Source organism: Nonomuraea purpurea, assembly GCF_042650645.1.
GTDB lineage: Bacteria > Actinomycetota > Actinomycetes > Streptosporangiales > Streptosporangiaceae > Nonomuraea > Nonomuraea purpurea.
On the sequence record NZ_JBHSBI010000013.1, the window covers coordinates 164198 to 190676 of the forward strand.

At 71.7% G+C, this 26479-nt stretch carries 24 protein-coding genes; 14 read left to right on the forward strand and 10 right to left on the reverse strand.

Going from position 1 to position 26479, the window contains the following annotated elements; translation table 11 throughout:
- Positions 1–6 precede the first annotated feature (6 nt).
- A complete protein-coding gene (locus ACFOY2_RS25815; RefSeq protein ID WP_379530667.1) occupies positions 7–789 on the reverse strand; it encodes a CDP-alcohol phosphatidyltransferase family protein in 783 nt (260 codons plus the stop codon).
- A gap of 48 nt (positions 790–837) precedes the next feature.
- On the reverse strand, positions 838–2271 hold the full coding sequence (locus ACFOY2_RS25820; protein ID WP_379530668.1) for a glycosyltransferase family 2 protein: 1434 nt from the start codon (positions 2269–2271) through the stop codon (positions 838–840).
- Between the two features lie 150 nt (positions 2272–2421).
- Here ACFOY2_RS25820 and ACFOY2_RS25825 point away from each other — a divergent pair, with 150 nt between their 5' ends.
- Together ACFOY2_RS25825 and pseI are read left to right on the forward strand one after the other, a co-directional pair.
- Positions 2422–2913, forward strand: coding sequence for a GNAT family N-acetyltransferase (locus ACFOY2_RS25825; protein ID WP_379530669.1), 492 nt, complete (start codon positions 2422–2424; stop codon positions 2911–2913).
- The gene (gene pseI / locus ACFOY2_RS25830; RefSeq protein WP_379530670.1) at positions 2910–3953 is read left to right on the forward strand and encodes a pseudaminic acid synthase; all 1044 of its coding nucleotides are present in this window, start codon (positions 2910–2912) and stop codon (positions 3951–3953) included. The genes ACFOY2_RS25825 and pseI overlap by 4 nt, the downstream gene beginning before the upstream one ends.
- Here the strand turns inward: pseI and ACFOY2_RS25835 are convergent.
- Positions 3950–4912, reverse strand: a complete 963-nt coding sequence (locus tag ACFOY2_RS25835; protein ID WP_379530671.1) for a PseG/SpsG family protein — start codon at positions 4910–4912, stop codon at positions 3950–3952. The two genes, pseI and ACFOY2_RS25835, sit on opposite strands and share 4 nt — an antisense overlap.
- Positions 4909–5640, reverse strand: coding sequence for a cytidylyltransferase domain-containing protein (locus ACFOY2_RS25840; protein WP_379530672.1), 732 nt, complete (start codon positions 5638–5640; stop codon positions 4909–4911). Before ACFOY2_RS25840 ends, ACFOY2_RS25835 begins: the two co-directional genes overlap by 4 nt.
- A 103-nt stretch (positions 5641–5743) precedes the next feature.
- Here ACFOY2_RS25840 and pseB point away from each other — a divergent pair, with 103 nt between their 5' ends.
- Together pseB and ACFOY2_RS25850 are read left to right on the forward strand one after the other, a co-directional pair.
- Positions 5744–6721, forward strand: coding sequence for a UDP-N-acetylglucosamine 4,6-dehydratase (inverting) (gene pseB / locus ACFOY2_RS25845; RefSeq protein WP_379530673.1), 978 nt, complete (start codon positions 5744–5746; stop codon positions 6719–6721).
- Complete coding sequence (locus ACFOY2_RS25850) at positions 6721–7845, forward strand: DegT/DnrJ/EryC1/StrS family aminotransferase (RefSeq protein ID WP_379530674.1); 1125 nt, start codon at positions 6721–6723, stop codon at positions 7843–7845. The genes pseB and ACFOY2_RS25850 overlap by 1 nt, the downstream gene beginning before the upstream one ends.
- On the opposite strand, the gene ACFOY2_RS25855 is transcribed toward ACFOY2_RS25850, so the two are convergent.
- Genes ACFOY2_RS25855 through ACFOY2_RS25865 form a run of 3 tightly spaced genes read right to left on the reverse strand, consistent with a single transcriptional unit; the run spans position 7846 to position 12269 of the window.
- Complete coding sequence (locus ACFOY2_RS25855; protein WP_379530675.1) at positions 7846–9732, reverse strand: glycosyltransferase family 2 protein; 1887 nt, start codon at positions 9730–9732, stop codon at positions 7846–7848.
- A 15-nt stretch (positions 9733–9747) separates the two neighbouring features.
- A complete protein-coding gene (locus ACFOY2_RS25860; RefSeq protein WP_379530676.1) occupies positions 9748–11361 on the reverse strand; it encodes a hypothetical protein in 1614 nt (537 codons plus the stop codon).
- Positions 11358–12269 (reverse strand): hypothetical protein, encoded by a 912-nt coding sequence (locus tag ACFOY2_RS25865; RefSeq protein ID WP_379530677.1) that lies wholly within the window; start codon positions 12267–12269, stop codon positions 11358–11360. Before ACFOY2_RS25865 ends, ACFOY2_RS25860 begins: the two co-directional genes overlap by 4 nt.
- A gap of 164 nt (positions 12270–12433) precedes the next feature.
- Here ACFOY2_RS25865 and ACFOY2_RS25870 point away from each other — a divergent pair, with 164 nt between their 5' ends.
- From ACFOY2_RS25870 to ACFOY2_RS25915, 10 genes are all read left to right on the forward strand, one after another.
- A complete protein-coding gene (locus tag ACFOY2_RS25870) occupies positions 12434–12676 on the forward strand; it encodes an acyl carrier protein (RefSeq protein WP_379530678.1) in 243 nt (80 codons plus the stop codon).
- On the forward strand, positions 12657–13409 hold the full coding sequence (locus ACFOY2_RS25875) for an SDR family NAD(P)-dependent oxidoreductase (protein ID WP_379530679.1): 753 nt from the start codon (positions 12657–12659) through the stop codon (positions 13407–13409). Before ACFOY2_RS25870 ends, ACFOY2_RS25875 begins: the two co-directional genes overlap by 20 nt.
- Positions 13406–14719, forward strand: coding sequence for an AMP-binding protein (locus tag ACFOY2_RS25880; RefSeq protein WP_379530680.1), 1314 nt, complete (start codon positions 13406–13408; stop codon positions 14717–14719). Before ACFOY2_RS25875 ends, ACFOY2_RS25880 begins: the two co-directional genes overlap by 4 nt.
- Positions 14716–15744 carry a LuxE/PaaK family acyltransferase gene (locus tag ACFOY2_RS25885; protein ID WP_379530681.1) on the forward strand — a complete coding sequence of 343 codons (1029 nt, stop codon included), beginning with the start codon at positions 14716–14718 and terminating at the stop codon, positions 15742–15744. The genes ACFOY2_RS25880 and ACFOY2_RS25885 overlap by 4 nt, the downstream gene beginning before the upstream one ends.
- On the forward strand, positions 15744–16997 hold the full coding sequence (locus ACFOY2_RS25890; protein WP_379530682.1) for an acyl-CoA reductase: 1254 nt from the start codon (positions 15744–15746) through the stop codon (positions 16995–16997). Before ACFOY2_RS25885 ends, ACFOY2_RS25890 begins: the two co-directional genes overlap by 1 nt.
- A gap of 1 nt (position 16998) precedes the next feature.
- Positions 16999–19023 carry a hypothetical protein gene (locus tag ACFOY2_RS25895; protein WP_379530683.1) on the forward strand — a complete coding sequence of 675 codons (2025 nt, stop codon included), beginning with the start codon at positions 16999–17001 and terminating at the stop codon, positions 19021–19023.
- A 106-nt stretch (positions 19024–19129) separates the two neighbouring features.
- Entirely contained in the window at positions 19130–20269 is a 1140-nt protein-coding gene (locus ACFOY2_RS25900) for a glycosyltransferase (RefSeq protein ID WP_379530684.1), read from the forward strand.
- Positions 20256–20954 (forward strand): class I SAM-dependent methyltransferase, encoded by a 699-nt coding sequence (locus ACFOY2_RS25905; RefSeq protein WP_379530685.1) that lies wholly within the window; start codon positions 20256–20258, stop codon positions 20952–20954. The genes ACFOY2_RS25900 and ACFOY2_RS25905 overlap by 14 nt, the downstream gene beginning before the upstream one ends.
- Before the next feature lie 69 nt (positions 20955–21023).
- Positions 21024–21701, forward strand: coding sequence for a polysaccharide deacetylase family protein (locus tag ACFOY2_RS25910; protein WP_379530686.1), 678 nt, complete (start codon positions 21024–21026; stop codon positions 21699–21701).
- Between the two features lie 11 nt (positions 21702–21712).
- A complete protein-coding gene (locus tag ACFOY2_RS25915; RefSeq protein ID WP_379530687.1) occupies positions 21713–23194 on the forward strand; it encodes a hypothetical protein in 1482 nt (493 codons plus the stop codon).
- Here ACFOY2_RS25915 and ACFOY2_RS25920 read toward each other — a convergent pair.
- Genes ACFOY2_RS25920 through ACFOY2_RS25930 form a run of 3 tightly spaced genes read right to left on the reverse strand, consistent with a single transcriptional unit; the run spans position 23145 to position 26343 of the window.
- Positions 23145–23612: a response regulator gene (locus ACFOY2_RS25920; protein WP_379530688.1), complete on the reverse strand. Its 468-nt coding sequence runs from the start codon at positions 23610–23612 to the stop codon at positions 23145–23147. The two genes, ACFOY2_RS25915 and ACFOY2_RS25920, sit on opposite strands and share 50 nt — an antisense overlap.
- Complete coding sequence (locus ACFOY2_RS25925; protein WP_379530689.1) at positions 23609–25177, reverse strand: sensor histidine kinase; 1569 nt, start codon at positions 25175–25177, stop codon at positions 23609–23611. The genes ACFOY2_RS25920 and ACFOY2_RS25925 overlap by 4 nt, the downstream gene beginning before the upstream one ends.
- Complete coding sequence (locus tag ACFOY2_RS25930) at positions 25174–26343, reverse strand: PP2C family protein-serine/threonine phosphatase (RefSeq protein ID WP_379530690.1); 1170 nt, start codon at positions 26341–26343, stop codon at positions 25174–25176. Before ACFOY2_RS25930 ends, ACFOY2_RS25925 begins: the two co-directional genes overlap by 4 nt.
- Between the last annotated feature and the right edge of the window lie 136 nt (positions 26344–26479).

Here is a 26479-nt window from a genome sequence, read left to right on the forward strand (position 1 = left end):
GAAAAATTAGACGAGAATGCGCTCTCGACTCTCCTGAGAGGGAGCCACGCTGTGCCTGCGAGTGAAGAGCCACATTCGGTACACAAGGAAGACCTCGTTGGCGAGAAGGAGCACCCCCGCCCCCGCGGCGAGCGGGATCAGCGCCCACGCCCCCGCGAGGGGCGCGACCACGAACACCGCCGCGTGGAACTCGATGCCGCTGATCAGGTGCGAGCGCACCCGCCGACGGGCCAGGAACCTGTTGAGCCGCTTGGGCAGGCTGCGCCCCCGCGGCAGCCGTCCCTCCTCCGGCTCGGGCAGGCCCCGTGCCTCTCTGACGGTCTCGCGCACCCGCTTCATCTGCGGCGCGTTGACGTACCTGAACAGGTCCAGCACGGCCACCGCCGCGCCGAGGACGACGTAGCGGACATCCCCGGTCAGCGAGTACTGCCCGTATGCCAGCCCCCCGGCACACAGGACCACCCTGATCCGGTCCCCCACGTAGTCCAGCCAGAGCCCGAACGGCGTGCCCGTGCCCTTGAGCCGGGCTATTTTGCCGTCCACGCAGTCGATCATGAAGCTCAGATAGAAGACACAGGCGCCCGCTACGAGCTGGTTCGCCGCGAAAAGAGCGGCCGACACCATGCCGAGGACCAGCGAGAACGTTGTGAGCCCGTTGGGCGTCAGGTGGGTGCGGTTGGCGACGGGAAGGGCGACCCGGCAGGCGACCGGGTCCACGAAATACACGGTCCACCAGGAATCTCTCCGCTTGCGTGTCTCGTAGACGTCATCGAGCGAATAGGTCCTCATGAAGACCAGCATGAACACGCCCCGCGCCCGAGCGATTACTGTCTGGAACTACTGGGGCATGTCCATGCCGCTTCTTGACCAACCCGGCACGGAGAACCGCCACGCCGCGTTGGCCTCGCCGTCCCTGAACCAGCTCTTGAGCACCAGGCCGCGCGTCTCGGTGCGGGCCTGCAGCCGCCAGCTCGGCCCGCCGCCCGCCAGCCGCTCGGGGTCGATGGAGGCGACCACGCCGTAGCGGCCGGAACGCCGCGCCTCCAGGGGGACCTTGCGGCGGCCGTCGCTGAGCACCAGATCGATCTTGCCGATCTTGCGGTCGACCCGGTGGATCGCCACCTGCCCGCGCAGGCGGTACTCCGCGCCGGTCCACTCGCACCGCTCGACCCTGGCGACCAGTTTGAGCTCGTCCCTGGCGTCGAAGACGTCGTCGGGGATGCGCAGCCGCCTGTCGCGGAAGAAGGGGTAGTCGCCGTACCAGTTGGTGACGCGCCAGCCGCGTGGCACGATGCGGGTGCCCTCCTCGCGGGCCCGGCGGAAGTCGCGCACCTGGCACAGCTCCCGCACCAGGCCCCGGCTGAGCAGGTGCAGCTCCAGGCGGCGCAGCGAGGGCGCGGTCGCCAGCACCCTCGGGCTCAGCTCGGACAGCCACGCGTCGGCCAGTTCAAGCAGCGGCCCGCTGTCCTCCTCGCTCTCCAGCGCCTGGAACAGGAAGATGATGTCCTTCTCCAGCACCAGCGAGTCGAAGCCGTCGATCAGCTCGGGCGCCCGCTCGTCGAGGAAGGCGCGTACCGAGCGGATGGCGACCAGGCGCTCGCGCAGGTTGGACAGCTCGGAGCGGTGCTGCGTGATCGACGCCTCGCGCCTGCGCCAGTGGTAGACCACCTCGCCCAGCATGTCCACGCTGGTGGCCAGCACGTGGGCCTGCATGGCGACGGGCACGTCCTCGTAGATGCCCGCGGGGAAGGACAGGCCGGCCCGCTCCCAGAAGTCGCGCCGGTAGACCTTGTTCCACACCGTGCGGTCCCTGACCAGCACCTGCTTGTCGGTGATGTGGGTGCAGAGCTCCGGCCGTCTGAAGACCTTCTCGTGCAGCGTCGACTCCTCCAGCTCGCCGTCCACCAGCCGCCCCACCGCGCCGCACGCGAGGTCGGAGCCGGTCTCGGCCAGCGTGCCGACGAGCCGTTCGTAGGCCTGCGGCGGCACCACGTCGTCGCTGTCGGCGAAGGCCAGATACGTGCCGCGGGCCTGCCGCATTCCCGCGTTGCGCGCGGGCCCCGGCCCCTGGTTCCGCTGCCCGATCAGGACGAAGCGGGGATCTCGGGCGACGAAGTCGTCGGCCGTGCGCCTGCTGCCGTCGGCGGAGCCGTCGTCGACCAGGATGACCTCGATGTCCTCCAGGGTCTGGGCGGCCAGCGAGGTCAGGCACTGGTCGATGTAGGGCTCCACGTCGTGGAACGGGACGATGACACTGAGCAGGGGGATCATGCCGGATTACTCCTTGACTCGCGGGTTCTTGGGTCTCGGGGCAGCATGCCGTGGAGGGCGCATCCGATGTCCGTCCCCTGATGAGCTCTTTACCGGACGCGCGATCCGCTACCTTGTGCAATGGATCGATCACGAATAGTAGGGGGAGCGGTGCTGAGAGGCGTCCGGGACGATGATCTGCCGGTTATGCGCCAGTGGCGCAACCACCCGCGCGTACGCGCCGCCAGCTTCGCCACGCACGAGATCACGAAGGAGGAGCACGCCCGCTGGTGGGCGGCCACCCGCGCCGACGCGAGCAGGCTCGTGCTGATCTACGACCACGACGGCGTCTCCGCGGGCGTGGTGTCCTACACGGGCCTTTCGTCCGAGAGCGCCACCTGGGGGTTCTACCTCGACCTCGACGGGCTTGAGGAGTCGAGAACGCTGCTGCGGGCCTGGATGGGCCTGGAGCGGGCGGCCATCGACCACGCCTTCGGCCCGCTCGGGGTGCGCGTGCTGCGCGGGGAGGTGCTGGCCGACAACGAGCCGGTCAGGCTGCTGCACAAGCGGTTCGGGTTCGCGGAGGTGGGGTCGTACCAGCGGGATGTGGACGGGGTGCCGCGCGACGTCGTGGCCATCCAGCTCAGAAGGGAAAGCGCATGATCTCCATCGCGGGCCGGCCGATCGGGCCCGAGCATCCGCCGTTCGTCGTCGCCGAACTGTCGGGCAACCACAACGGGAGCCTGGAGCGGGCGCTGGCCATCGTGGACGCGGTGGCCGACAGCGGGGCGCACGCGCTGAAGCTGCAGACCTACCGGGCCGACACGCTGACCGTCGACGCCGACGGGCCCGCCTTCCGGCTGGGCGACGACCACGCGCTGTGGGGCGGCGAGCGCCTCTACCAGCTCTACGAGCGCGCCCACACCCCGTGGGAGTGGCACGGGCCGATCTTCGACCGGGCGCGCGAGCGCGGGCTCGTCGCCTTCTCCGCGCCCTTCGACCCCACGGCCGTCGAGCTGCTGGAGAAGCTGGACGTGCCCGCGTACAAGATCGCCTCATCGGAGATCGTGGACCTGCCGCTGATCAGGCTCGTGGCGGCCACGGGCAAGCCGCTGATCATCTCCACCGGCATGGCCTCGGTCGGCGAGATCCACGCCGCGGTGGCCGCCGCCCGCGAGGCCGGGTGCGTCCAGCTGGCCGTCCTGTCGTGCACGGCCTCCTACCCCGCCGAGCCCTCGGAGAGCAACCTGCGGGCGCTGCCGCTGTTGTCGGCGCTGACGGGACACCTCGCCGGGCTGTCCGACCACACGCCGGGGCTGGGGGCCGCGCTGGCCGCCGTCGCGCTGGGGGCCTGCCTGATCGAGAAGCACGTCACCCTGTCGCGGGCCGACGGCGGCGTGGACGCGGCCTTCTCGCTGGAGCCCGCCGAACTGGCGGCGCTGGTGGTGGAGAGCGAGCGCGCCTGGCGCTCGCTGGGCAGCGCCACCATCGGGCCCCGGCCCTCCGAGCGCGAGGGGCTGCGGTTCCGCCGGTCGCTGTACGTGGTGCGCGACGTGCGCGCGGGCGACCCCGTGACCCCCGGCAACGTACGCTCGATCAGGCCGGCGGGCGGCCTGCCCCCCGAGGCGGCCGACGCGGTGATGGGCCGGCGTTTCACCCGCGACACGCCCCTCGGCACCCCGCTGAGCTGGGACCTGATCTAGCGCAGCGCCAGCAGCGCGTCGGCGACGCGTTCCCTGCCCTTGCCGTCGACCAGGCCGCGGCCTCGCCTGCCGAGCGCCTCGCGGGCGGCGGGGTCGGCGAGCAGGCGGGCCAGCACGCCGACGGCCTGCTCGTCGGGCACCGGGCCGAGCGCCGCCGCGACGCCCCGGCCGACCAGCTCACGGTAGCCGATGAGCTGGTTGTCGGCCACCCAGCTCAGCGCCGTCGGCACGCCGAGGTGGAGCAGTTCCCAGATGGCCGAGCCGGCCGCGGTGACCACGAGGTCGGACCCGGCCATGAGCTCGGGCAGCCGGCTGGTGGGCTCAATGATCTTGATGGATCCGAGCGTGGCGAACGGCGTCGGGCTGACGACCGTGCCCTCGAAGGCGACCCCGGTCTCCCGCAGCGCCCGCGTCCAGGCCGGGACGACGCCCGCGCTGTCGGTGCCGCCGAAGAAGCAGAGCACGCGCGGCAGCGGCCACCGCCTCGGCGTCCTGGCCAGCCCCCGCACGCTGTCGCGCAGCAGCACGTAGTCGGCCCCCGCCAGCCAGTCGCCCGGCCTGTCGAGCCTTTCCGCGCCGAGGTTCTGGTCGACGTAGAGGTCGGCCTCCTGCCCCAGCGGGTCGCCGTCGACGATGGCCAGCACCGCCAGGCCCGCCTCCCTCAGCGCCGCGCCGCTCTCCTGCGGCAGGTCGTAGGAGTCGAGCACGACGGCGTCCAGCCGGAGCTCGCCGGCCAGCGCCGCCAGCCGGGCCGGCTCCTCGGGCGGGGTGACCCGTCTGTAGCGGCGCTCCTTGAGCTGGGCCAGCGCGAACGGCGAGTCGCGCACCTCGCCGAGGAAGACCACCTCGACGCCCCTGGCGCACAGTTCCTCGGCCAGCGCCACGCAGCGCACCAGATGGCCGACGCCGCTGGCGGGCGCGGCGTCGCAGCGCAGGCCGACCCGTGTCACCTTGCTCATGCCTCCTGCAGCTCCTTCTGACGGACGTGGGCGTTGAGACCGCACACCTCGGGTCGCAGCCGCAGCCAGCTCACCAGTGTCCTGAACGGCAGGCAGCGGTCTCCGCCGAGTTCGTCCACGACCCGGGAGATGAGCCGCCAGTCGTCCTCGGTGTCGAGCGTGACCCGCAGGTCGCCGGCGACCGGCCGGTAGGCGAGCCCGAGCAGCCGCGTGTCGCCGGGGTGCTCGTAGACGTAGGAGGTCACGTGGGTGCGGTGGAACCCGGTGGCCTCGGCGTCGGCCCGCTCCAGCGCGGCCCTGCCGACGATCTCCACGTCGAGGCCGCGCGGCAGCGTGCGCTCCAGGCCCGTGCTCAGGTAGCCGAGCCAGGGGATCGCGCGGAACACCAGCGCCGCCTCCCTGATCAGGGCGGGGTCGAGCAGCGGGCAGTCGGCCGTGAACCTCATCACGGCCTCCTCATGGCGGCCCCGCATGACCTGCGCGAACCGGGTCAGCACGTCGTCGACCGGTCCTCGGTGCCAGGCCACGCCGAGCCTGCGGCATTCGGCGACGACGGCGTCGTCGGCGCTCTCCGTCGTGGTGGCGACCACGAGATCGTCGAGCGCGCCCGCCTCGCGCGCGGCGCGCACCACCCAGCCCAGCACGGAACGGCCGCCCAGCTCGCGCAGCACCTTCCCGGGCAGTCGGGTCGAGCCCATCCGGGCCTGAACAATTCCGACAATGCGCACAGAAGCCCCCGCTTCACCGTGTGACAATATGTCATCGATCGACCGCGCTATGCTACCGCCCGGAGTGACGACTACAGCGCGTAAGCGCGACTCAGGGGGCCACATGAGCATTCTCAGTGGATCGTCCATTCTGATCACCGGGGGAACGGGGTCCTTCGGCAAGGCGTTCATCCGTCACGCGCTCGACTCCCTCGGGGTCCGGCGCCTGGTGGTCTTCTCCCGCGACGAGCTCAAGCAGTACGAGATCAGGCAGCTCTTCGGCGACGACGAGCGGCTGCGCTGGTTCATCGGCGACGTCAGAGACCGCGACCGCCTGACCAGGGCCATGCACGGCGTCGACCACGTGGTCCACGCCGCCGCGCTCAAGCAGGTCGACACCGCCGAGTACAACCCGTTCGAGTACGTCCGCACCAACGTCGCCGGCTCGCAGAACGTCGTCGAGGCCGCCATCGACTGCGGCGTGCGCAAGGTGGTGGCGCTGTCCACCGACAAGGCGTCCAGCCCGATCAACCTGTACGGCGCCACCAAGCTCGTCGCCGACAAACTCTTCGTCTCGGCCAACCACTACGCCGCCGCCCACGAGACCCGCTTCGCCGTGGTCCGCTACGGCAACGTCGTCGGCAGCCGGGGCTCGGTCGTGCCGCTCTTCCAGCGCCTGGCCGAGCAGGGCGGCAGCCTGCCGATCACGGACAAGCGCATGACCAGGTTCTGGATCACGCTCGACCAGGCGGTCAGGTTCGTCGTCGACTCCTTCGACCAGATGCGCGGCGGCGAGCTGTACGTGCCGCGCATCCCCAGCATGCGCATCACCGACCTGGCCGAGGCGCTGGCGCCGGACAGCCCGATCTACGAGATCGGCATCCGGCCCGGCGAGAAGCTGCACGAGGAGATGATCGGCCCCGACGACGGCCGCAGGACCCTGCGGCTGGCCGACCGCTACGTGGTCCAGCCCACGATCGCGACCTGGGGCTACGCGCCGCCGACCACCGGCGAGCCGCTGCGGGAGGGCTTCGCCTACCGCTCCGACGCCAACGACCAGTGGTTGTCGGTCGACGACCTGCGCGCCATGGTGGCCGGCTGATGCTGCCCTACGGACGGCATTCGATCGCGGATTCCGACGTCGAGGCGGTCGCCGAGGTGCTGCGCGGCGACTGGCTCACCACCGGGCCCGCGGTCGCCCTGTTCGAGGCCGAGCTGGCCCGCTGGACGGGCGGCGTTCCCTGCGTGTCGGTCACCTCCGGCACGGCCGCGCTGCACGTCGCCTACGCGGCGGCCGGGGTGCGGGCGGGCGCGGAGGTGGTCACCTCGCCGCTGACGTTCGTGGCCACGGCCGCCACGGCCGCGCTGCTGGGCGCGCGGGTGCTCTTCGCCGACGTGCAGCCCGACACGGGCAACCTCGACCCCGACGCCGCCGAGGCGCTGGTGACGCCGCGCACGCGGGTCCTCACCGCGGTCGACTACGCCGGTCATCCCGCCGACTACGACGAGCTGCGCGCGGTCGCCGACCGGGCCGGGGCGACGCTGATGGGCGACGCGGCCCACTCGATCGGCTCGGTGTACAAGGACAGGCCGGTCGGAGCGCTGGCCGACCTGACGACGTTCTCGTTCTTCCCGACCAAGACCGTGACCACGGCCGAGGGCGGCGCGGTCGCGGCGGCCGACCCCGGCCAGTACGAGAAGGCCGCCCGCTTCAGGAACCACGGCCTGGTCAGGCAGCCCGCCGAGCAGCGCGACCCCGGCGAGGGCGGCTGGCATCAGGAGGTGCACGCCTTCGGGCTCAACTACCGGCTGCCCGACGTGCTGTGCGCGCTGGGCGTCAGCCAGCTCCGGCGGCTGGAGGGCTTCCGCGAGCGCAGGGCGGAGCTGGTCGCGCGGTACAACACGCTGCTGCGCGACGTGCCGGGGCTGACGCTGCCGGCCCAGCGCGCCTACGTGCGGCCGAGTTGGCACCTCTACCCCGTCAGGGTGCGCGACGGACGCCGGCGCGAGGTCTACGAACGCATGCGGGCCGCCGGCATCGGCGTCCAGGTCAACTACCTGCCCGCCTACCGCCACCCGGTGTTCGAGGATCTCGGTTACCGGCGGGGGCTCTGCCCGCGTGCCGAGGCCTACTACGCCGAGCAGCTCTCGCTGCCGCTGTTCCCCGGCCTGTCCGACGCCCAGCAGGACCGCGTGGTCGAGGCCCTGGCCGGCATTCTGACCTGATCAGCGCTCGGCGAGCAGCAGGCAGCCGTCCTCGCCCCGATCGATCAGGAAGCGCCGGTCGGCGACGGTGGCCACGGGGCGCTCGCGGGTCCGCACGAGCGCTCTGATGGGCCGCCCCTGGTCGATGACGACCTCCCACCACGACTCGCGGCCCACGCTCTCGTCGATGTCGGCCAGCGGCACGCGCGCGTGGAAGTCCGTGCCCGCCAGCGTGATCGGGAAGTACATCTCCTCGCCGTCGCTCCTGCGGCGCAGCCGCAGCACCGGCTCGCCGTCGCCGAGGTCGGACAGCACGCCGGAGAACACCAGGTCGCCGCCGTCCACCCGGCACTCGCCGATGACGGCGGGCGCCAGGCGCAGCCGCAGGCCCCACGCGCCCTTGGCGTTGCGCACCGGCACCAGCCACACGCCCGACCTGCGCCGCGGCGCGGGGATCAGCGGCGGACGCCAGCGCGGCCCCGCCACCCTGCCCTCCAGCTTCAGCCCGTGGCCCCTGAGCTGCACGCGCAGGTCCCAGTAGCCGCGGCGGGCCAGCTGCGCGGGCGACAACACGGCGGGGTCGAAGGCGAAGGCGAAGTCGAAGGCGTGCTCGGGGAGCGCGCCGCCGTCCTCCTGCACGACGTTCTCCCAGGTCGGCGGGTTCACCTGGTCGCACAGCGGCACGGTCTGGCCTGTCTTGCGCTCCTGCATCCAGACCCGCACCCGGGTCCTGCGCAGCTCGCCGAGCTCGAACCTGCCCACGCCCACCCGGCCGACGCCGGTGAGCAGGCCGTCGCGCCAGTCGAGGCTGACGAGCCTGGCCGTCAGCTTCAGCTCGCCGGTGACCCCCGCCAGGTGTCGCGGCATCGACGGATGCCTGCCGTACCATCGCCTGCGCAGCAGCCCGCCGGCGCTCATGCGGGGCTGGAGCAGGCCAGAGCGGTCCTGGCAGAAGACCTGGGCCAGCTCGTCGAGGCGGCGCCGGTGCATCAGGTGCACCTGCAGGCGGTGCGTGAACGGCACGCTGTGCCAGGCCTCGTTGGACACGCCGTCCAGGTAGCGCACGATCAGGTCGAGCAGCTCCTGGTCGGCGGCCGACCCCATGGCCGCCATGGCTTCGACCGCGACGGCCATGTCGATGTCCAGAGTGTCGCTGTCGAAGTCGGGTTTCAGCTTGGGCGCGCCGCGGGCGAGCAGGTCGGCGGTCTGCAGCACCGACAGGAGCCTGTCGCGCAGGTTGCCCGGCTCCAGGCGGCGCTGGGTGATCGAGGTGCCGGGCTCGTCGCGGTGTCGCCAGTGGTAGACGATCCTGGCCAGCACGTCCACCGAACGCGCCCCGACGTGGGCCGCCATGGCGACGGGCTGGTCCTCGTACATGCGCTCGGGGAAGCTCAGGCCGAGCCGCTCCCAGAAGGAGCGGCGGTAGACCTTGTTCCACAACATGCGATCGCGCAGCAGCAGCGGATGGCGGGTGATGTGCGTGCGCTGCATGGGCCTGGCGAAGGCGTCCCGGTGCGCCCACGAGGGGACGAGCAGGTTGTTGTACAGCCGCATGACGTTGCCGCAGGCCAGGTCGGAGCCGGTGGATTCGAGCGAGGAGACCAGGCGGGCGAACGCGTCGGGCGGCACGGTGTCGTCGCCGTCCACGAACGCCAGGTAACGGCCCGTGGCCTGGGCGACGCCGACGTTGCGGGCGCGGCCCACGCCCTGGTTGCGCTGCCTGATGAGGCTGATCCGGGCGTCGGCCGCCTGCCGGTCCTCGACGACAGCAGGACCGTCGTCGCCGCTGCCGTCGTCCACGCAGATCACCTCCATGTCCGCCAGCGTCTGGGCGGCGATGGAGTCGAGGCAGGGTCCGATGTACTTCTCGACGTTGTGGAACGGGACGATCACCGAAAGAACCGGCACACGCACTCCTCTTTCTCAACCGGACAGAAGGCGGATGACCTTGCGGGCGACTTTCCTGGGGCGGGCGAGACGGCGGGAGAGCCGGTAACCGAGGGTTCTGCGGTAGGCGGTGGCCTTGCGCTGGGACCTTCTCAGCTTCGCCTTGGCCCTGACCAGCTCGCGTTCGCGATAGGAGAGCTTGGTCTCCAGGCGCGAGATCCTGGCCAGCGCCAGGGTGAGCTGGTCGGCCAGGCGGTCGCGGGCGCCGAGCAGGTCGCGGTAGGTCGGAGCCTGCTCGGCCAGCTCGGCCGGGTGGCCCAGCTCGGCGTCCAGCTTGCGGGCCAGGTCGAGGTCTCCGGGGTCGCAGGGGCGCCCGGCCATGCCGCACAGGGTCAGCGTGAGCTGGTCGGCCTCCAGCGGCCACGGCCACGGGTGGTGGTGGCCCGCCGCCAGCAGCCGCACCGCGAAGCGCCACAGGATGCGGCAGAGCGCGATGCGCGGGTCGGGAGGCGTGGACGGGCGCGGGCCCGGGCCGAGGGCGGCGAAGCGCTCGCCGTCGTAGACCAGGCCGTCGGTCGCGGCGGACGGCTCGCCGCCCGCCTCCACCCAGGCGGCCAGCCCGGTGAGCAGCTCGCGCACCATGCGGACGTCCTCGCGAGCGCACGCCTCGACCAGGATCTCCTCCACCACCCGGCCGGCCGGGATCGGCCTCTCCTCGCCGTCGGGCAGCCGCCGCAGGCCCGCGTGGGTGAACTCGTGCACCGCCGAGTCGTCCTCGACGAGCCCGAGCGGCAGCTCCACCATCCGGGCCGTCCACGGCGGGCGGGTGGCCACCACCAGCCACTGCGGGGCCAGCTCCTCCCCCAGCCGGTGGCGGAAGACCAGCCGCGTCAGCCGCAGCGGGTCGGCCACCAGCATCCTGTCACCGCCCCTGGCGCTCAGCGTGAACGTCAGCGCGTCCGGCAGGTCGAAGGCCAGCGCCTCGCGGGCGAGCAGCGCCCGCGGCGCCTGCCTGCCCGGATAGGCCGCGTAGCAGCGCTGCACGGTCAGGCCCGCCGCCTCCAGCGCGCTGTCGAGCACTCCTGGGCCGCTGGGGTAGCTGGGGTCGAAGCCGTGCGGCGCCCACTGGTCGTCGCCGCCGTCCCTGTCGGCGGGCCTGGCCTCCATGAAGCGGTCGACGCCCAGGTCGTTGCGGACGCCGAGGACCAGCCGGCCGCCGGGCGCGACCAGGTCGGCCAGCGCGCCGAGCGACTCGTTCCACGCCGCCGCGGGCGCTTCGGCGGAGTGTGTGCGCAGCAGCCCGTCGAGGGCCAGCACCAGCTCGTAGGGCTCCGCGGCGGCGAACGCCTCCAGCCGCCCGCAGAAGACCTCCAGCTCTGGGTGCCGCTCGGCGAGCGCGCAGGCGTCCGGGTAGGAGCGCAGCAGCACGGCCGCGGAAGGGGCCCGCTCCACCACGTCGTCCACGAGGGCCTGCGGATGCGGCCCGACCAGCAGCACCCTGCCACTGTCTGGGCCGCTGTCGGGGACCATGCGCCCGATGAGCTCCGATGCCGTGCCCCGCCAGTCCGTGATGCCGGCCATGTTGGACATGTCAGACCACAGGAGCATTTCTCCGCCGATCAACCGGACGTTCTCCGGTGCCTCGTTCATGACCTCACTCCACGAGACCCGCCCAGCCCGGCCGCCGCCTTCACCGGCCTGCGCGCTCCCCCGCCGGGCGGTGGGGCCCCCTCTCGCAGCCGCTTCCATCCGAACATTCGCCGTAGTTCCTCCGGTGTCGCCTGATAATCGAAGCCCAGCTCGCGCCGCGCCGTCTCCGCCGCCAGTTCGGGGTCGACCCGGGTGCCGTGCAGCTCCGGCCACAGCCGCATGCGGCGCGCCGTGCCGCCGTACTCGGGGCGTTCGTCCTCGAACTGCATCGGATCTCCGTACACGGCCACGTCGCAGCCCACCGAGGCGCCGTAGAACAGCGCGCTGCCGAGCCGGTTGGAGGCCACCCTGCGATGGCGCCGCAACTGGACCAGTTGCCTGCGCAGGAAGTCGCGCCCCTTCACCTCCCAGCGGGAGCCGCGCTCGCCATGACAGATGACCCGGAATCCCCTCGATTCATACGCCCGCCGGATGTCCGGGTTCGCGTATTCCAGCCAATAAAGGCAAACCGTGACTGGATCAGTCTCGACATTTCGGATTTCGTCGGCGAGCCTGGCGTGGTCGCCGATCACGGAATATTTTTCCCATCCATGAAAGGGATACCAGATCGTGCCGTTGCGTTCGGGCACCACGCCCAGCTCAGGCTCCATGTGAAGGAGGTAGATCCAGGGCGCGCCGATCAGGTAGTGACCCCGGCGGCCCATCGACCAGCCACGGCGACGAAGCACGTCAGACCAGATGAAACGCGGATAACCCGGGCTGCACCAGTGGTCGTTGGGCGGAAATCCATGCAGATAGTTCCAGCCATGCTGGAGGAATCCCTGGATACGTTTGGGCGCCTCGTCCGGCAGCCCGCAGTATCTGCCGAGGATGCGGGAGTGCCCGTACCAGTGATTGGATTCGTCCATTATTCCCCCCGTACGGTGGATCGTGTCCCGTCCGACATTCCCAGCACTCAAGGGGCCTCACGCGTCGTTATACAGTTCCATTACCCGGGACGGGGTCTTGGTTTCTCATGACTCGAAATAGTCGCTACACTACGTCTCGGCTCGAAGACAGAGAGTGAGTGATCATGAGTCATCTCGATCGCCTGCGGGCCGTCTTCCGCATGGCGCTCAACCTGCCGCCCGAAGCCGACGTCGACGGTCTCGAATACCGTGCCATCCCGCAGTGGGACTCCCTGGCCCACATGGCGTTGATCGCCGCGATGGAGGACGAGTTCTCCATCATGATCGACACCGACGAGATGATCGACATGAGCTCGTTCGCCAAGGCGCATGAACTGCTGGAGAAGCATGGCGCTGCCGCCGGCTGAGGCCAGGGTCGCCCTGGTCACGGGCTCCACGACGGGCATCGGCAGGTCCGTCGCCGCCACGCTGGCCGCGACGGGCCACACGGTCGTGCTCCACGGCCGCGACGAGGAGCGCGCCGCCAAGGCCGCCGCCGAGGTCGCCGCAGAGACCGGGGGCCCTGCCGACTCGGTCCACGGCGACGTCGCCGACCCCGGGCTCGTCTCGGCCATGATGCGGCAGATCTACCAGCGCCACGGCCGGCTCGACGCCCTCGTGGTCAACGCCGGCATCCACTCCGCCGGGCTGCTCGGCATGGTCGGCCCCGACACGATCGGCCGGCTCTTCGAGGTCAACGCCGTCGGGGCCACCCACACCCTGCAGGCCGCGCTCAGGCTGCTGCGCAGGGGCGCGGGCCCCGCCGTGGTGCTCATCTCCTCGATCATGGGCCGCGCGGGCCACCCCGGCCAGGCCGTCTACTCCGCCACCAAGGCGGCGGTCATCGGGCTCACCCTGGCCGCGGCCAAAGAGCTCGGCCCCTCGGGCATCAGGGTCAACGCCGTGGCCCCCGGCTACATCCGCACGGACATGCTCTCCACGCTCGACGACCGGGCCCGCGCGGCCACGGTCGCGGCGACCCCGCTCGGCCGCCTCGGCGAGCCCGGCGAGGTCGCCCGCGCCGTGGCGTTCCTGCTCTCGTCCGAGGCGTGTTTCATCACCGGCCAGGTCCTTGGTGTGGATGGCGGGCTGGTGCTGTGACGTTCCCACACCCACAAGCCCGGCTCGTCGCCGCGGGAGAGCCAAAGGGGGGACTCTCCGGCGACGAGCTGGTCCATCACATCGCGCGCACCGCCGACGTGCTGGCCAGGCTGCGGCCAGGCCCGCTGCTGTGCGGCATGCGCAACAACCTCGCCTCGGTGCTGCGCTACCTGGCGGCCTGGCGGGCGGGCAGGGCGATCGCGCTGCTCGATCCCGACCTGCCCGCGGGTGCGCTGGCCGACCTGAGCCGGCGGTTCAGGCCGGCGGCGCTGCTCGGGTTCACGCACGCGGTCGACGGCTCGCCACCGGCGCGGCACGAGGCGCCGCCGCCACATCCCGACCTGGCGGTCCTGCTGGCCACCTCGGGCTCGACCGGCAGCCCCAAGCTCGTCCGCCTGTCGCGTCAGGCCGTGCTGGCCAACGCCCACGCCATCGTCGAGGCCCTGTCCATCACGCCGGGCGAGATCGCGCCCACGAGCCTGCCACTCCACTACAGCTACGGCCTGTCGGTGCTCAACAGCCACCTCGCGGCCGGCGCGACCGTGGTGCTGACCGAGGCGGGGCTGCTGGAGCGCTCCTTCTGGGCCCACCTCGACGAGCATCGCTGCACCTCGCTGGCCGCCGTCCCCTACCAGTACGAGATGCTGCGCAGGCTCCGCTTCGACCGCGCCGAGCACCCGTCGCTGACCACGCTCACGCAGGCGGGCGGGCGGCTCAGCCCCGAGCTGGTCACCCGGTTCTCGGCCCAGGCCGACCGGTTCTTCGTCATGTACGGCCAGACGGAGGCCACGGCCCGCATCGCCGTCCTGCCGCCCGACCGGCTGGCCGACAGGCCGGGGTCGGCGGGGCGGGCCGTGCCCGGCGGGCGGCTGAGCGTCGTCGACGACGAGGTCGTCTACCACGGGCCCAACGTCATGATGGGCTACGCCGACGACGCGGCCGACCTGGCGCTCGGCGACCAACTCGGCGGCGTGCTGCGCACCGGCGACCTCGGGCGGCTCGACTCCGACGGGTTCCTTTACCTGACCGGGCGGCTGAAGCGGATCGCCAAGATCTTCGGCATCCGGGTGAACCTCGACGACGTCGAGCGGCTGCTGCGCGACTCGGTCCCGATCGCGGCCACGAGCGGCGACGACCGGGTGACGGTGTGGGCCGAAGGGCTCGACGCGGCCGGGTGCGCCGGGCTGGCGCGGCGGCTGGGGGCCGAGCTCCGGGTCCACTGGAGCGGGTTCGACGTGCGAAGGGTCGAGCGGCTGCCGCTGCTGGCCACCGGCAAGGTCGACTATCGGGCGCTGGAGTCACGCACATGAGCGGGGTCTTCACCCTGGCCTCGGCCGAGCGGGAGCCGGTGCTGGCCGCCGAGCTGGCGGCGCTGACCGAGCGCCACCGCCAGGCGTGCCCGCCCTACCGCCGCATCCTCGACGCCGTCGGCGCGGCGCCGCCCTACGAACGGGTGGCCGACCTGCCGTGGTTGCCCGTGCGGCTGTTCAAGACCCATGAGCTGAGCAGCGTACCCCCGGAGCAGGTGTTCCGGGTGCTGACCTCCAGCGGCACGACCGGGCAGCGGCCGAGCCGCGTCTACCTCGACCGCGAGGCCGCCGCCGCCCAGACCCGCATGCTGGCCGCCACGGTCAAGGAGGTGCTGGGCGAGCGGCGGCTGCCGATGCTGGTCGTCGACAGCAGGTCCGTGGTGCGCGACCCGACGCTGAGCGCGCGCGGCGCGGGTGTGCTCGGGATGATGAACTTCGGCAGAGACCACACCTTCGTCCTCGACGAGCACGGCCGGGTGGACGCCGAGGCGGTCAAGGGCTTCCTGGCGCGTCACGGCGCGCAGCGTTTCCTGATCTTCGGGTTCACCTTCATGGCCTGGCTCTACCTGCGCGATCTGGAAGCTGACCTGTCCCACGGCGTGCTCATCCACTCCGGCGGGTGGAAGCGGCTGGCCGAGCAGGCGATCGGCAACGCCGAGTTCCGCCGGCGGCTGGTCGCCGAGTGCGGGCTGCGCGAGGTGCACAACTTCTACGGGATGGTGGAGCAGATCGGCACGGTCTTTCTGGAAGGGCCGGACGGCGACGGGCTCTACTGCCCCGACTTCGCCGACGTGGTGATCCGTGACCCGGAGACCTGGCAGGAGGCGCCGCCCGGCGTGCCGGGGCTGATCGAGGTGGTCAGCACGCTGCCGACGTCCTACCCGGGCCACGTGCTGCTGACCGAGGACATGGGCGTGGTCCGCGGCGTCGACGACGGATTCTGGCCGGGCAAGCGGTTCGAGGTGCTCGGCAGGCTGCCGAGGGCCGAGGCGCGCGGCTGCAGCGACACCTTTGGGCAGGGCTGATGCTGGACGACCCGGAGCTCGACCGGGAGGCGCTCGACGAGCCCTCGCTGGTTCGGGTGCGGTTTCCCGCAGGGGCGGCCGTGTCCGTGGCGGCGCTGCTGGGGCAGGTGGGCCCGGCGCTGGAGGTGGGCGACGAGCGGGTGCGCACGTTCCTGACGGCCTTCGGCAAACGGCTGCTGCGCCCCGCGCTGGCACGCCGCCATCCCGAACTCGGCTCGCTCGGCTTCTTCCTGCGCCCCAGCGAGCTGGCCCGCACCCTGGAGGGGCTGCCCACCGAGCACGTGCGCGTGCCCCGCGGCCTGGTCTTCCACATCCCGCCCGCGAACGTCGACACCGTCTTCGTCTACTCCTGGGCCCTGTCGGCCCTGATGGGCAACCGCAACGTCGTGCGCCTGTCGCCGCGCTCCGGCGCGGTGGCCGAGGTCGTCCTTGAGACGCTGCACGAGGCGCTGGCCGACGCCGATCCCGTGGTGGCCGCCACCCAGCGGATCGTCTCCTACGAGCGCGACGACGCCGTCACCGCCGCGCTGTCGGCCGCCTGCGACCTGCGGGTGGTGTGGGGCGGCGACCGCAGCGTGCTGGAGCTGCGCCGCCACGCCCTCCCGCCGCACGGCCGCGACCTGGTCTTCCCCGACCGGTCGTCGTTCGCCGTGGTGCGGGCGGCGTCGTGGTTGTGCGCGCCGAGAGCCGCGCGGGTCACGGTCGCCGAGGGGTTCGTCAACGACACCTACTGGTTCGACCAGGCCGCCTGCTCCTCGCCACGCACCGTTTACTGGGTGGGCGCGCAGGGCGACTACGACGCGGCGCGGGCCGACTTCGGCGACCACGTGGCGCGGGTGGTCGCGGTGCGCGGGTGGGGGGTCGACGCGGCGATGGCCGTCGAGAAGCGGGTCTCCACCTACGGGCTGGCCGCCGACGGGGTCGCCGAGAGCGTCGAGTTCCGCGGCAACGCGCTGGCCAACGTGACGCTGGCCGCCTCGGCCGCCGCGCCGCGACACTGGCTCGGCGCCGGCACGTTCGCGCACGCCAGGCTGGAGTCGCTGGCGGAGCTGGCCGCGCTGGTCGAGCGGCGCGACCAGACGATGACGCACTTCGGGTTCGGCCAGGGCGAGCTGGAGGAGCTGGCCAGAGGGCTGGCCGGGCGCGGGGTCGACCGCATGGTGCCCGTGGGCAGCGCGCTGACCTTCCACCGGGTGTGGGACGGCGTCGACCTGCCGGCCGAGTTCACCCGTCTGGTCACCGTGATCAGGTGAGATGACGCTCAGGCCGGCCGGGTGGGCGCCCGCCGTCGTGGTGTGCGCCGGCGCGGTGGCCGCGTTCCTGTGGTGCGGGGTCTCCGCGCGCGACCTGGGTGTCTTCTGCGCCTATCTGGGGCTCGGGGTGGCGCTGCCGGGGACACTGCTGTGGCGGGCGCTGGCCGGGGGCGGCAGGTCGATCGCCGAGGATGTCGCGGCCGGGCTGGCGTTCGGGTACGCGGTCGAGGTGCTGGCCTATCTGCCGGCCAGGGCGGTGGGGGCGCCGCTGCTCGTGCTGGTTCCGTCCGCGGGCGTCGTCTGCGCGTTCGTGTGCGTGCCGCGGCTGCGGCGGCACTGGCGGGGGGCGCCGGTCAAGGAGCGCCTGCCCGCGTGGTGCGCGTGGGCGCTGGCCGGGGTGGTCGCCTACCTGATCGTGTGGAGCACGCTGTTCCTGTATCGCGTGCCGGTCGAGAGCGCCTACGTGGACATGCCGTACCACCTGGCGCTGGTCGGCGAGGTGAAACACCATCTGCCGCCCGCGCTGCCGACCGTGGTGGGCGAGCGGCTGTCCTACCACTGGTTCGTCTACGCCGAGATGGCCGCCACGAGCTGGGTCACCGGCGTCGAGCCGGCCACGCTGGTCTACCGGCTGTCCACGCTGCCGATGACGGCGGCGATGGTCGTGCTGGTCGCGCTGCTCGGGCGGCGGCTGGGCGGGCGTTGGGGGGCGGGGGCGGCGGCGGTCGGGGTGACGTACTTCTTGTTCGGCCCGGCGCTGCAGGAGAACGTGGTCTTCTCGACGCGGTCGATGTTCACCGCGTGGGCGAGCCCCACGCAGACGTTCGGGGCGTTGCTGTTCGCTCCCGTCGTGCTGCTGCTGGCCGAGCGGCGGCGGGCGTGGGCGGCGACGGGGGTGCTGCTGCTGGCGCTCACCGGGGCGAAGGCCACGTTCCTGCCGTTGCTGCTTGCCGGTCTGGCGGTCGTGGCGGCAGTGCGCGGGACGGTGGAGCGGCGGGTGCGGGCCGAGTGGGTCGTGCCCGCCGGGATGGCGCTGGTGTGCTTACTGGTGGCGCAGGTCGTGCTGTTCGGACGGGGCGCGCAGGGAACGGCGGTCGAGCCGCTCGCGCTGCTGCGCAAGCTGCCGGTCGCCGACGACGCGGTGCCGCTGCTCGCCGTCGTGTACCTGTTCTGCCTGGCCTGCGTGTGGGGCGGGGTGGCGGGGCTGGGGCGGCGGGCGCTGGAGCCGCCGATGCTGCTGGTGCTCGGGATCGGGGCGGCGGGGGTCGGCGCGGCGTTCGTGCTCGGGCATCCGGCGGACTCCCAGCTCTACTTCCTGGAGAGCGCGCGGCCCTACCTGTCGATCGCCGCCGTGTGCGGGGTGTCGGCGCTGCCGTGGCCGGTGGTGCTCATGGGCGCGGCGGCGGCTCTGGCGGCCTCCTTCGTCGTGGTGCCCGGGGACGCGCTGGCGGGGCTGGTGCTGCCGTACCTGGTGCTCGGGGTCGGGGCGGCGCTGGTGTGGCGGCGCGGGATCGTGCTCGTGGTCGCGCTGCTGGCGGGGTACGCGGTGCCGACGTCCGTCCGTGAGGTGGCCGGCCACGTCCTGCCCATCGAGGAGGGGCCGGGGCCGCTGATCCCGGCGGGCGCCCTGGAGGCGGGGCGGTGGTTGCGCGACCACTCCGCGCCCGGCGATGTGGTGGCCACCGACCTGCACTGCCGTCCGGTCGCCGGGTACGCGTGCGACAGCAGGCATTTCTGGGTGTCGGCGTTCAGCGAACGGCGGGTGCTGGTCGAGGGCTGGGCGTACGCCGAGAGCACGCTGTCGCGGGCCGTGGGCTCCTACCTGCAGGTGCCGTTCGCGAACCAGGCCCGGCTGAAAGCCAACGACGCGCTGTTCGCCAGGCCCTCCGCAGGAAAGGCCCGCCGCCTGGCCAGGCGGCACGGCGTCAGGTGGCTTTTCACCGGAATCAATCCGGAGCTGGGGAAAGTCGCCAGGTTGCGTTTTCAGAACGCGACCACTTCGGTTTATGAACTCGTCACGGAGTAAAAATTGTGCCCGTCCATGGAATGGCCAGGAAAAAGCGCACGCGCCCCGCTGGACGCCCCTTGCACGATCCCTGTGTACGTAACGCCACAGGGACAGGACCCCATCTATGGACACGCGTGCCGAGCCCCGCACCCTCGACACCGCGACCCGGCTGGCCAGCGTCGACATCGTCATCCCCGTGCTCAACGAGGAGCGTGCCCTGCCGGGCTGTGTGAGCACGCTGGCCGATTTCCTGCGCGCCGGTTTCCCGCTGCCGTGGCGCATCACGATCGTGGACAACGGCAGCACCGACGCCACCTGGCCCGTCGCGAACGCGCTGGCGGCGGAGTTCGAGCGGGTGCACGCCCGCAGGATCGACGTCCGCGGACGGGGCGCGGCGCTGCGCGCGGCCTGGCGGGAGAGCCCGGCCGAGGTGGTGGCGTACATGGACGTCGATCTGTCCACCGACCTCGACGCCCTGTTCCCGCTGGTCGCCTCGGTGGCCAGCGGCCACTCCGAGATCGCCGTCGGCACCCGTCTCGCGCACAGCGCGCGCATCCGCAGGTCGCTGCGGCGCGAGGTGGTCTCGCGCGGCTACAACGCCCTGCTCAGGTACGGGTTCGGCGCCGGGTTCAGCGACGCCCAGTGCGGCTTCAAGGCGGCCAGGACCGACGTGGTCAGGCCGCTCATGGACAAGATCGAGGACGACGGCTGGTTCTTCGACACCGAGCTGCTCCTGCTGGCCGAGCACAACGGGCTGCGCGTGCACGAGGTGCCTGTCGACTGGATCGAGGACGTCGACTCCCGCGTGCGCATCGTCAGGACCGCCGTCGACGACCTGAAGGGGCTGGCCAGGGTCGCCTGGTCGATGTCCTTGGGCCGGGCGGGGGTCGGGGTGCGGCGCTCGGAGCCGACGCCCACGCACCCGGACGCGATGGTGGCGGGGCGGCGGCCGGCCAGGCTCGGCCCGTTCGCCGTCATCGGCCTGTCCACGGTCGTGTACGCGCTGCTGTTCCTGCTGCTGCGCGATCTGTGGCCGCCGGCGGTGACGAACCTGTGCGCGCTCGCGCTGACCGGGTTCGTCACCGGCGAGGCCGGCCGGCGCGCGGCGCCGGCGTTCCTGGCGAACTACGCCCTCACCACCATGGCCGTGCTCGCGGTGCCCCCGGGTCCCCTGCCGGAGGTGTGCGCAGTCACCGCAACATACTGTCTGCTCGGGTTTGCCCGTTTCGTCGCATTGGAAGACATGATCAATGGACCACACTGAGATCAGCCGCCTGATCGCCCTTGAGGACACCCACTGGTGGTACCGCGAACGCCGGGCCATCCTGCGCAGGGAACTGCGCGGGATGGGCCGCCCCGGGCGGGCGCTTGACGTCGGCGCCGCGGGCGGCGGGAACACCAGGGTGCTGGTCGAGGCGGGCTGGGACGCGACGGCGGCCGACCAGAGCGAGACGGCGGTGGAGATGGCCAGGGAGCGCGGGCTCAAGGCCGTCATGGCCGACGCGCGGGCGCTGCCGTTCGAGCCGGGCAGCCTCGACCTGGTGACCGCGTTCGACGTGCTGGAGCACGTCCACGAGGACCACCAGGTCGCCGCGGAGATCGCCAGGGTGCTGGCGCCCGGCGGGCACGCGTTGATCGCGGTGCCGTGCGACATGGCGCTGTGGTCGGCCCACGACGACGCCGTCGGCCACGTGCGGCGCTACGGCCGCGAGTCGCTGACGGTCGTGGTGGAGCGGGCCGGGCTGAAGGTCGACCGGGTCTGGAGCTGGAACGTGCTACTGCGCCCGCTCGTGGCCCGGTACCGGCGCCGCTCGCAGGGCAGCGACCTGCGGCGGATGCCCCTGCTGGTGAACGCCGGCCTGTCGGCGGTCATCCGCGCGGAACGGTACCTGCCGGTCAAGTCACTCAAGGGTGTGACCCTGTTTCTGAAGGCGCGACTCGGGAACTGATCCGCTCGTGTTCGGAACGAGACAAGACAGGTCACACAGGTGAACGGCAATGGCCCTAGGCTGTCCCCTGTGGTGCTTCACGCCTTCCTCGCAGCCTCTCTCGCTCTGACCTCTCTGCCCGCTTCGGCTTCGACGGCGGTCGACTGCGCCCGGGTGAAATGCCTGGCGCTGACGTTCGACGACGGTCCTGGCCCGGGCACGTCCGCGCTGCTCGACACGTTGCGGAAGGAGGGCGCCAAAGCCACCTTCTTCCTGGTGGGCAAGCGGGTCGAAGAGCGGCCCAAGGTGGCCAGGAAGGCGCTGGCGCAGGGGCACGCGATCGGCAACCACACCTACTCCCACGCCTCGCTGCCGTCGCGGCTCGACAACGAGGTCCTCGACGAGCTCAAGGTGACGCAGGAGTTGATCGGCAAGGCCACGGGGCAGCGCCCGCGAATGTTCCGGCCTCCTTACGGGCACACCGACGACCGGATCCTGGGGCTGGCCCACCAGACAGACCTCGCCCAGGTGTTATGGACGGGCACGACGCTCGACTGGAATCTCCGTGACGCCAAGAAGATCGAGGCGGCGGTGTTGCGGCTGGCCAAGCCCAACGGCGTCATCCTCCTGCACGACACGGTCCCGGCGACCGTGAAGGCCATGCCGAAGGTGCTCAAGGAGCTCAAGAAGCGCGGCTACACGCTCGTCACCGTGCCGACGATGCTGCGCGGCAAGGGCCCGGCGTCCGGGGTCAGCTACTTCAAGTAACCGTTGGAATCATGGGGAGCGACACCACCCTCGAAAGACCCAGGCCGTGGATCGCGCTCACCACCTTCCTGATCATCCAGGCGGTGCTCGGATGCTGGTGGGCGGCCTTCTACCCCGGCCTGTTCAGCCGCGACTCGGTCCTGTATCTCAGCCACACCCTGGCCGGGCCATGGGTGAGCGACCATTCGGTGGCCTACGACGCGCTGATGTGGCTGAGCTACACCAAAACCGGTGACCTGGGAGCCGTCTCGTTCGCGCAGACGACCGCCATGGCCGGGGCGCTGACGTTCCTGGCGCAGTCGCTCAAGTCGGCCGGCGCGCCGCGCAAGCTGACCACCGCGGTGGTCGTGCTGATGCCGCTGGCGCCGCCCGTGGGCGCGTTCTCGGTGACGTTGTGGAAGGACGTGCCGTTCACGATCTGCGCGGTCGCGATCGCGGGGGTGTGCGCGCGGATGGCGGCCAGGCGCACGGTCACCGGGCCCGCGCTGGCCGGGCTCGCGCTGCTCGTGGTCGCGCTCGGGCTCTTCCGCGCCAACGGCTTCCTCGTGGTGGGCGTCGCCGTCGTCGCGCTGCTGCTGATCGTCAAGACCAGGCGCGCGTGGCTGCTGCTCATCGGCACGCCGGCCGCGGCGCTGCCGCTCATGCTGACCAACATGGTGTTCCCGACGTTCGGGATCGTGCCCCCGGCCAAGACGTACGTCTACCACACCGCCTTCGCCGACATCGCGGTGGCGTTCAAGGACCGTCCAGAGCGGTTCAGCGAGCAGGACAAGGCGCTGATGGCGTCCGTGGCGCCGCTGGAGCGGTGGTGGTGGGGCGGGGTCTGCTACACCGTCAACCCGCTGATCTGGCGGGAGGACTTCAACTGGCAGCAGGCCGACGCGCACGCCACCGAACTGCTCGACCTGTGGCGGCGGCTGCTGGTGAGCGAGCCGCGCCTGATCATTGAGACGCGGCTGTGCCGGGGGGCGATCGCGTGGCGGCCCACGCAGGACCCCCTCGACGTCGGCGGGATGACGTACCGGTTCTCACGGCGGCCCAACGCCGACACCTACGTGGGGCCCGGCAAGGTGCCGGACTTTCCCGGGCGGTGGGTGTTCTCGCTGCGGCCGCTGTCGTGGGAGCTGAACCGGGTGGCCGACCCGTGGCTCACCTCGGCGCTGGCGCCCGAGTACGACTGGGTGTTGTGGCGGGGAGCCGTGTGGTCGTACGTGTGCTACCTGGCCGCGGCGCTGGCGGCCTGGGCGCTGCGTAACCGGTACGTGCTTGCCGTGGTGGCGGTGGTCGCCGGGCAGCAGCTCACGGTCCTGGCCAACATCTCGGCGCAGGACTTCCGCTACATGGCCACGCCCATTTTCGTGGGCGTGCTGCTGGTGCCGCTGCTTCTGGGGAGCGGGTGGCGGCTGCTGCGCGCGGCGGCGGTCCGGCTCGTCCGCCGTACTCCTAGGAAATCTCCTGAGTCCCGGGAACCCGGACCTGGCCGGGAAGCCTGACCACCGTGACGAAGAACTCGTCGATCTGGCGGATGACGGCCAGAAAACGTTCCAAGTCGACGGGCTTGCTCACGAAGGCGTTGGCGAAGAGCTGGTAGCTGCGCAGGACGTCCTCCTCGGCCGAGGAGGTCGTCAGGACCACGACGGGGATCGCCCGCAGCTCTGGGTCGCCCTTGATCTTCTCCAGCACCTGGCGGCCGTCGTACTTGGGCAGGTTCAGGTCGAGCAGGATGAGGTCGGGGCGGGGCGCGTCGGCGTGCTCGCCGCGCTGGTAGACGAAGTCCAGCGCCTCCAGGCCGTCCCTGACGACGTGCAGGTTGTTGTCGATCTTGTTGTCCTCGAACGCCTCGCGCGTGATGAGCTCATCACCCGGGTCGTCCTCGACGAGAAGCACTTCAATGGGGTGGGGTGTCGTCATGAACCGCTTCCTTCGTCGTGGTGGGCCGGGCCTGGCAGAGTGAAGAGGATACGGGCGCCTCCTGTGAATGTGGTGTCAAGCCAGATCCGGCCGCCGTGGTTCTCGACGATCTTCCTGCACATCGCCAGGCCGATGCCGGTGCCCGTGTAGGTCTCGCGGCTGTGCAGGCGCTGGAAGATGACGAAGATCTTCTCGGCGAAGTCCGCTTCGATGCCGATGCCGTTGTCCGCGACCGCGAACAGCCAGCCGCCCTCGTCGGCGGGCTCGCACGTGATCGTGATCCGGGGCGGGCGCTCGGGGTCGCGGAATTTGACGGCGTTGCCGATGAGGTTCTGCCAGAGCAGGCTCAGCATCGTGGCGTCGCCGACGACGCTCGGCAGCCGCTCCGGCCGCTCGAACGCGGCGCCGGCCTCCTCGACGGCGGTGGACAGGTCGTCGATCGCCTTGTCCAGCGCCTCCTCCAGCTCGACCGGCTTGCGGTCGTCGTACAAACGGCCCACACGCGAGAAACTCAGCAGGTCGTTGATCAGGACCTGCATCCGGGTGGCGCCGTCGACCGCGAAGTGGATGTACTGCGCCCCGCGTTCGTCCAGCACGTGGCCGTAGCGCTTCTCCAGGAGCTGGCAGAACGTGGCGATCTTCCGCAGCGGCTCCTGAAGGTCGTGCGAGGCCACGTACGCGAACTGCTCCAGCTCGCCGTTCGAGCGCCGCAGCTCCATGGCCTGCTCGCGCAGCAGGACCTCCTGCGCGTGCGACTCCTCCAGCGCGCGCACGATCTTGTTGCGCATCTGGTCCACGTCGCGGGAGACCTCGCGGATGTCGGCGGGGCCGCTGGCGGGGATGGGGTGGTCGAAGTCGCCGGAGGCGATGTGGCGGGAGGCGATGCGCAGGTCGTCGAGCGGACGCCCGACCGCGCGGCGCAGCAGGACGGCCATCGCCACCCCGGCCAGCAGGAACGCCCCCAGCATGGCGACGAAAGCCCAGTCGCGCACGCTCTGCACCTGCTCCAGCTCCGTCTGGGTCCGCGACCTGACCTGCTCAAGCCGCTCACCCAGCCGGTCAAGCCGCGCCCTGACCTCGTCGAACGACCGTTTGCCTCCCTCGGTCGCCGAGCCCTGGACGGCGGTGCCCGCCTGCCTGCCGGCCGTGGCGGGCTCGGCGTACTGCCTGCGCCAGCCGTCGGCCGCGGTGCGGATCGCGTTCAGGTCCGTGACGACCTCGGACCGGCCCTCGACCAGGCTCGCGATACGGGCGATGCTGCGCCGCTCGGCGGTCAGGCCGTCGGTGTACGGGCGCAGGAACTCGCGGTTGCCGGTCAGCAGGTAGCCGCGTACGCCGGTTTCCTGGTCGAGCAGGGCGTTGCGCAGTTGGGCCGCCTCGACCCTGGCGGGCGAGAGGCGTTCGGTGAGCTTCTCGGACAGGCTGGCCGTGCGGCCGAGCATGATCGTGGCCACGACGGCGCAGATCACGACGAGGACCGTGATGGCACCGAGCACCACGACGAACCAGCCGTGCACCGTCAGCCGCCGCCACCGGCCACCCTGTTCCTGAGCGGTCACGTTCATGCCTTCCACCGCAGGTGGACGACGGCCAGATCGTCGGCGGCGGTTTCGGGGGCGGCGGCCTCGACGTCGGCGATCAGCGCGTCCAGGAAGCGTTCGCCGTCCAGCCCCGCCCGCCCTCGGGCCAGCTCCAGCAGCCCCTCCTCGCCCAGCCACCGGGGCGTCTCCCCGGGCAGCCGCCGCTCGAACAGGCCGTCGGTGAACAGCGTGAGCCCCGCGCCGGCGGGCAGCTCCATGACGTGCTGGCGCCACTCCGCCTCAAGGGGCAGGCCGAGCGCGGGGCCCTGCTCCGGCTCCAGCAACCTCACGCCGTCCGCCGTGTGCACCAGCATCCCGGGGTGACCGGCCAGCCACACGCGGACCGTGCGCTGGTCAGGCTCCAGCATCAGCGTGGACATCGTCACGAAAACCTCCGCACCGGCCCGTTCGGCCTTCAGGATGTGTTCGAGCCGGCGCAGCAGGGCGGCGCCCGTCACGCCGCTGAGCACCAGCGCCCGCCAGGCGATGCGCAGGCAGACGCCCAGCGCCGCCTCGTCGGGGCCGTGGCCGCACACGTCGCCGATCACCGCGTGCACGACCTTGTCGTCGGACTCGACCACGTCGAAGAAGTCGCCGCCCAGCGTCGCGGAACCCCTGCTGGCCCGGTAGCGGGAGGCGACCTCGATGCGCGAGCTCTGCAGCAGCGGCGAGGGCAGCAGGCCGCGTTCCAGGCGGGCGTTCTCCTTGGCGCGGATGCGTTCGGCCTGCAGCGCCACCGCCGCCCGTTCGCCCTGTTTGCGGTGCATGGCGTAACGCAGGGCCCGGCCCAGCCACTCGCCCTCGACCCGGCCCTTGACCAGGTAGTCCTGGGCGCCCGCCGCGACGGCCGCCAGGCCCGCCTGCTCCTCCGCCAGGCCCGTCAGCACCACGACGGCCGCGTCGCCGGCCTCATCGAGCACCGCCGACAGCGCCGAGAACTCGTAGGCGTCCGGCAGGCCGAGGTCCAGCAGCACGCACTGCGGGCGCAACCGCGGCAACATCCGGCGCGCCTCGTTCACCGACCGCGCCCACTCCAGGCGCACGGCCAGGCCGCTCTCCTCCAATAACTCCTGGACGATCACCGCGTCCTGCGGGTCGTCCTCGACCAACAGCACCAGCGGTGGCCCGCCGGGCTCGTGTGCATGGGCCATGCAGGCACGTCACCCCTCTTGACCGCGCCGAGCCCTTTTGCAGTCGGCACTCCAGATGTCCCATGGCCACCAGTTGACCCGGGGGACCCACTTTTCCCATGGATAACGCGTGTATGCGTACTTTGGCCCTCGATAG

What these genes read in the sequence shown, in the direction of transcription:
- ACFOY2_RS25895 (WP_379530683.1), top strand. Translation starts at nt 16,999, where the DNA reads ATGACGCTCAGGCCGGCCGGGTGGGCGCCCGCCGTCGTGGTGTGCGCC.
- pseI (WP_379530670.1), top strand. Translation starts at nt 2,910, where the DNA reads ATGATCTCCATCGCGGGCCGGCCGATCGGGCCCGAGCATCCGCCGTTC.
- ACFOY2_RS25865 (WP_379530677.1), bottom strand. Translation starts at nt 12,269, where the DNA reads ATGGACGAATCCAATCACTGGTACGGGCACTCCCGCATCCTCGGCAGA.
- ACFOY2_RS25820 (WP_379530668.1), bottom strand. Translation starts at nt 2,271, where the DNA reads ATGATCCCCCTGCTCAGTGTCATCGTCCCGTTCCACGACGTGGAGCCC.
- ACFOY2_RS25850 (WP_379530674.1), top strand. Translation starts at nt 6,721, where the DNA reads ATGCTGCCCTACGGACGGCATTCGATCGCGGATTCCGACGTCGAGGCG.
- ACFOY2_RS25925 (WP_379530689.1), bottom strand. Translation starts at nt 25,177, where the DNA reads ATGAACGTGACCGCTCAGGAACAGGGTGGCCGGTGGCGGCGGCTGACG.
- ACFOY2_RS25870 (WP_379530678.1), top strand. Translation starts at nt 12,434, where the DNA reads ATGAGTCATCTCGATCGCCTGCGGGCCGTCTTCCGCATGGCGCTCAAC.
- ACFOY2_RS25900 (WP_379530684.1), top strand. Translation starts at nt 19,130, where the DNA reads ATGGACACGCGTGCCGAGCCCCGCACCCTCGACACCGCGACCCGGCTG.
- ACFOY2_RS25875 (WP_379530679.1), top strand. Translation starts at nt 12,657, where the DNA reads ATGGCGCTGCCGCCGGCTGAGGCCAGGGTCGCCCTGGTCACGGGCTCC.
- ACFOY2_RS25930 (WP_379530690.1), bottom strand. Translation starts at nt 26,343, where the DNA reads ATGGCCCATGCACACGAGCCCGGCGGGCCACCGCTGGTGCTGTTGGTC.
- ACFOY2_RS25885 (WP_379530681.1), top strand. Translation starts at nt 14,716, where the DNA reads ATGAGCGGGGTCTTCACCCTGGCCTCGGCCGAGCGGGAGCCGGTGCTG.
- ACFOY2_RS25905 (WP_379530685.1), top strand. Translation starts at nt 20,256, where the DNA reads ATGGACCACACTGAGATCAGCCGCCTGATCGCCCTTGAGGACACCCAC.
- ACFOY2_RS25815 (WP_379530667.1), bottom strand. Translation starts at nt 789, where the DNA reads ATGAGGACCTATTCGCTCGATGACGTCTACGAGACACGCAAGCGGAGA.
- ACFOY2_RS25915 (WP_379530687.1), top strand. Translation starts at nt 21,713, where the DNA reads ATGGGGAGCGACACCACCCTCGAAAGACCCAGGCCGTGGATCGCGCTC.
- ACFOY2_RS25920 (WP_379530688.1), bottom strand. Translation starts at nt 23,612, where the DNA reads ATGACGACACCCCACCCCATTGAAGTGCTTCTCGTCGAGGACGACCCG.
- pseB (WP_379530673.1), top strand. Translation starts at nt 5,744, where the DNA reads ATGAGCATTCTCAGTGGATCGTCCATTCTGATCACCGGGGGAACGGGG.
- ACFOY2_RS25835 (WP_379530671.1), bottom strand. Translation starts at nt 4,912, where the DNA reads ATGAGCAAGGTGACACGGGTCGGCCTGCGCTGCGACGCCGCGCCCGCC.
- ACFOY2_RS25890 (WP_379530682.1), top strand. Translation starts at nt 15,744, where the DNA reads ATGCTGGACGACCCGGAGCTCGACCGGGAGGCGCTCGACGAGCCCTCG.
- ACFOY2_RS25860 (WP_379530676.1), bottom strand. Translation starts at nt 11,361, where the DNA reads ATGAACGAGGCACCGGAGAACGTCCGGTTGATCGGCGGAGAAATGCTC.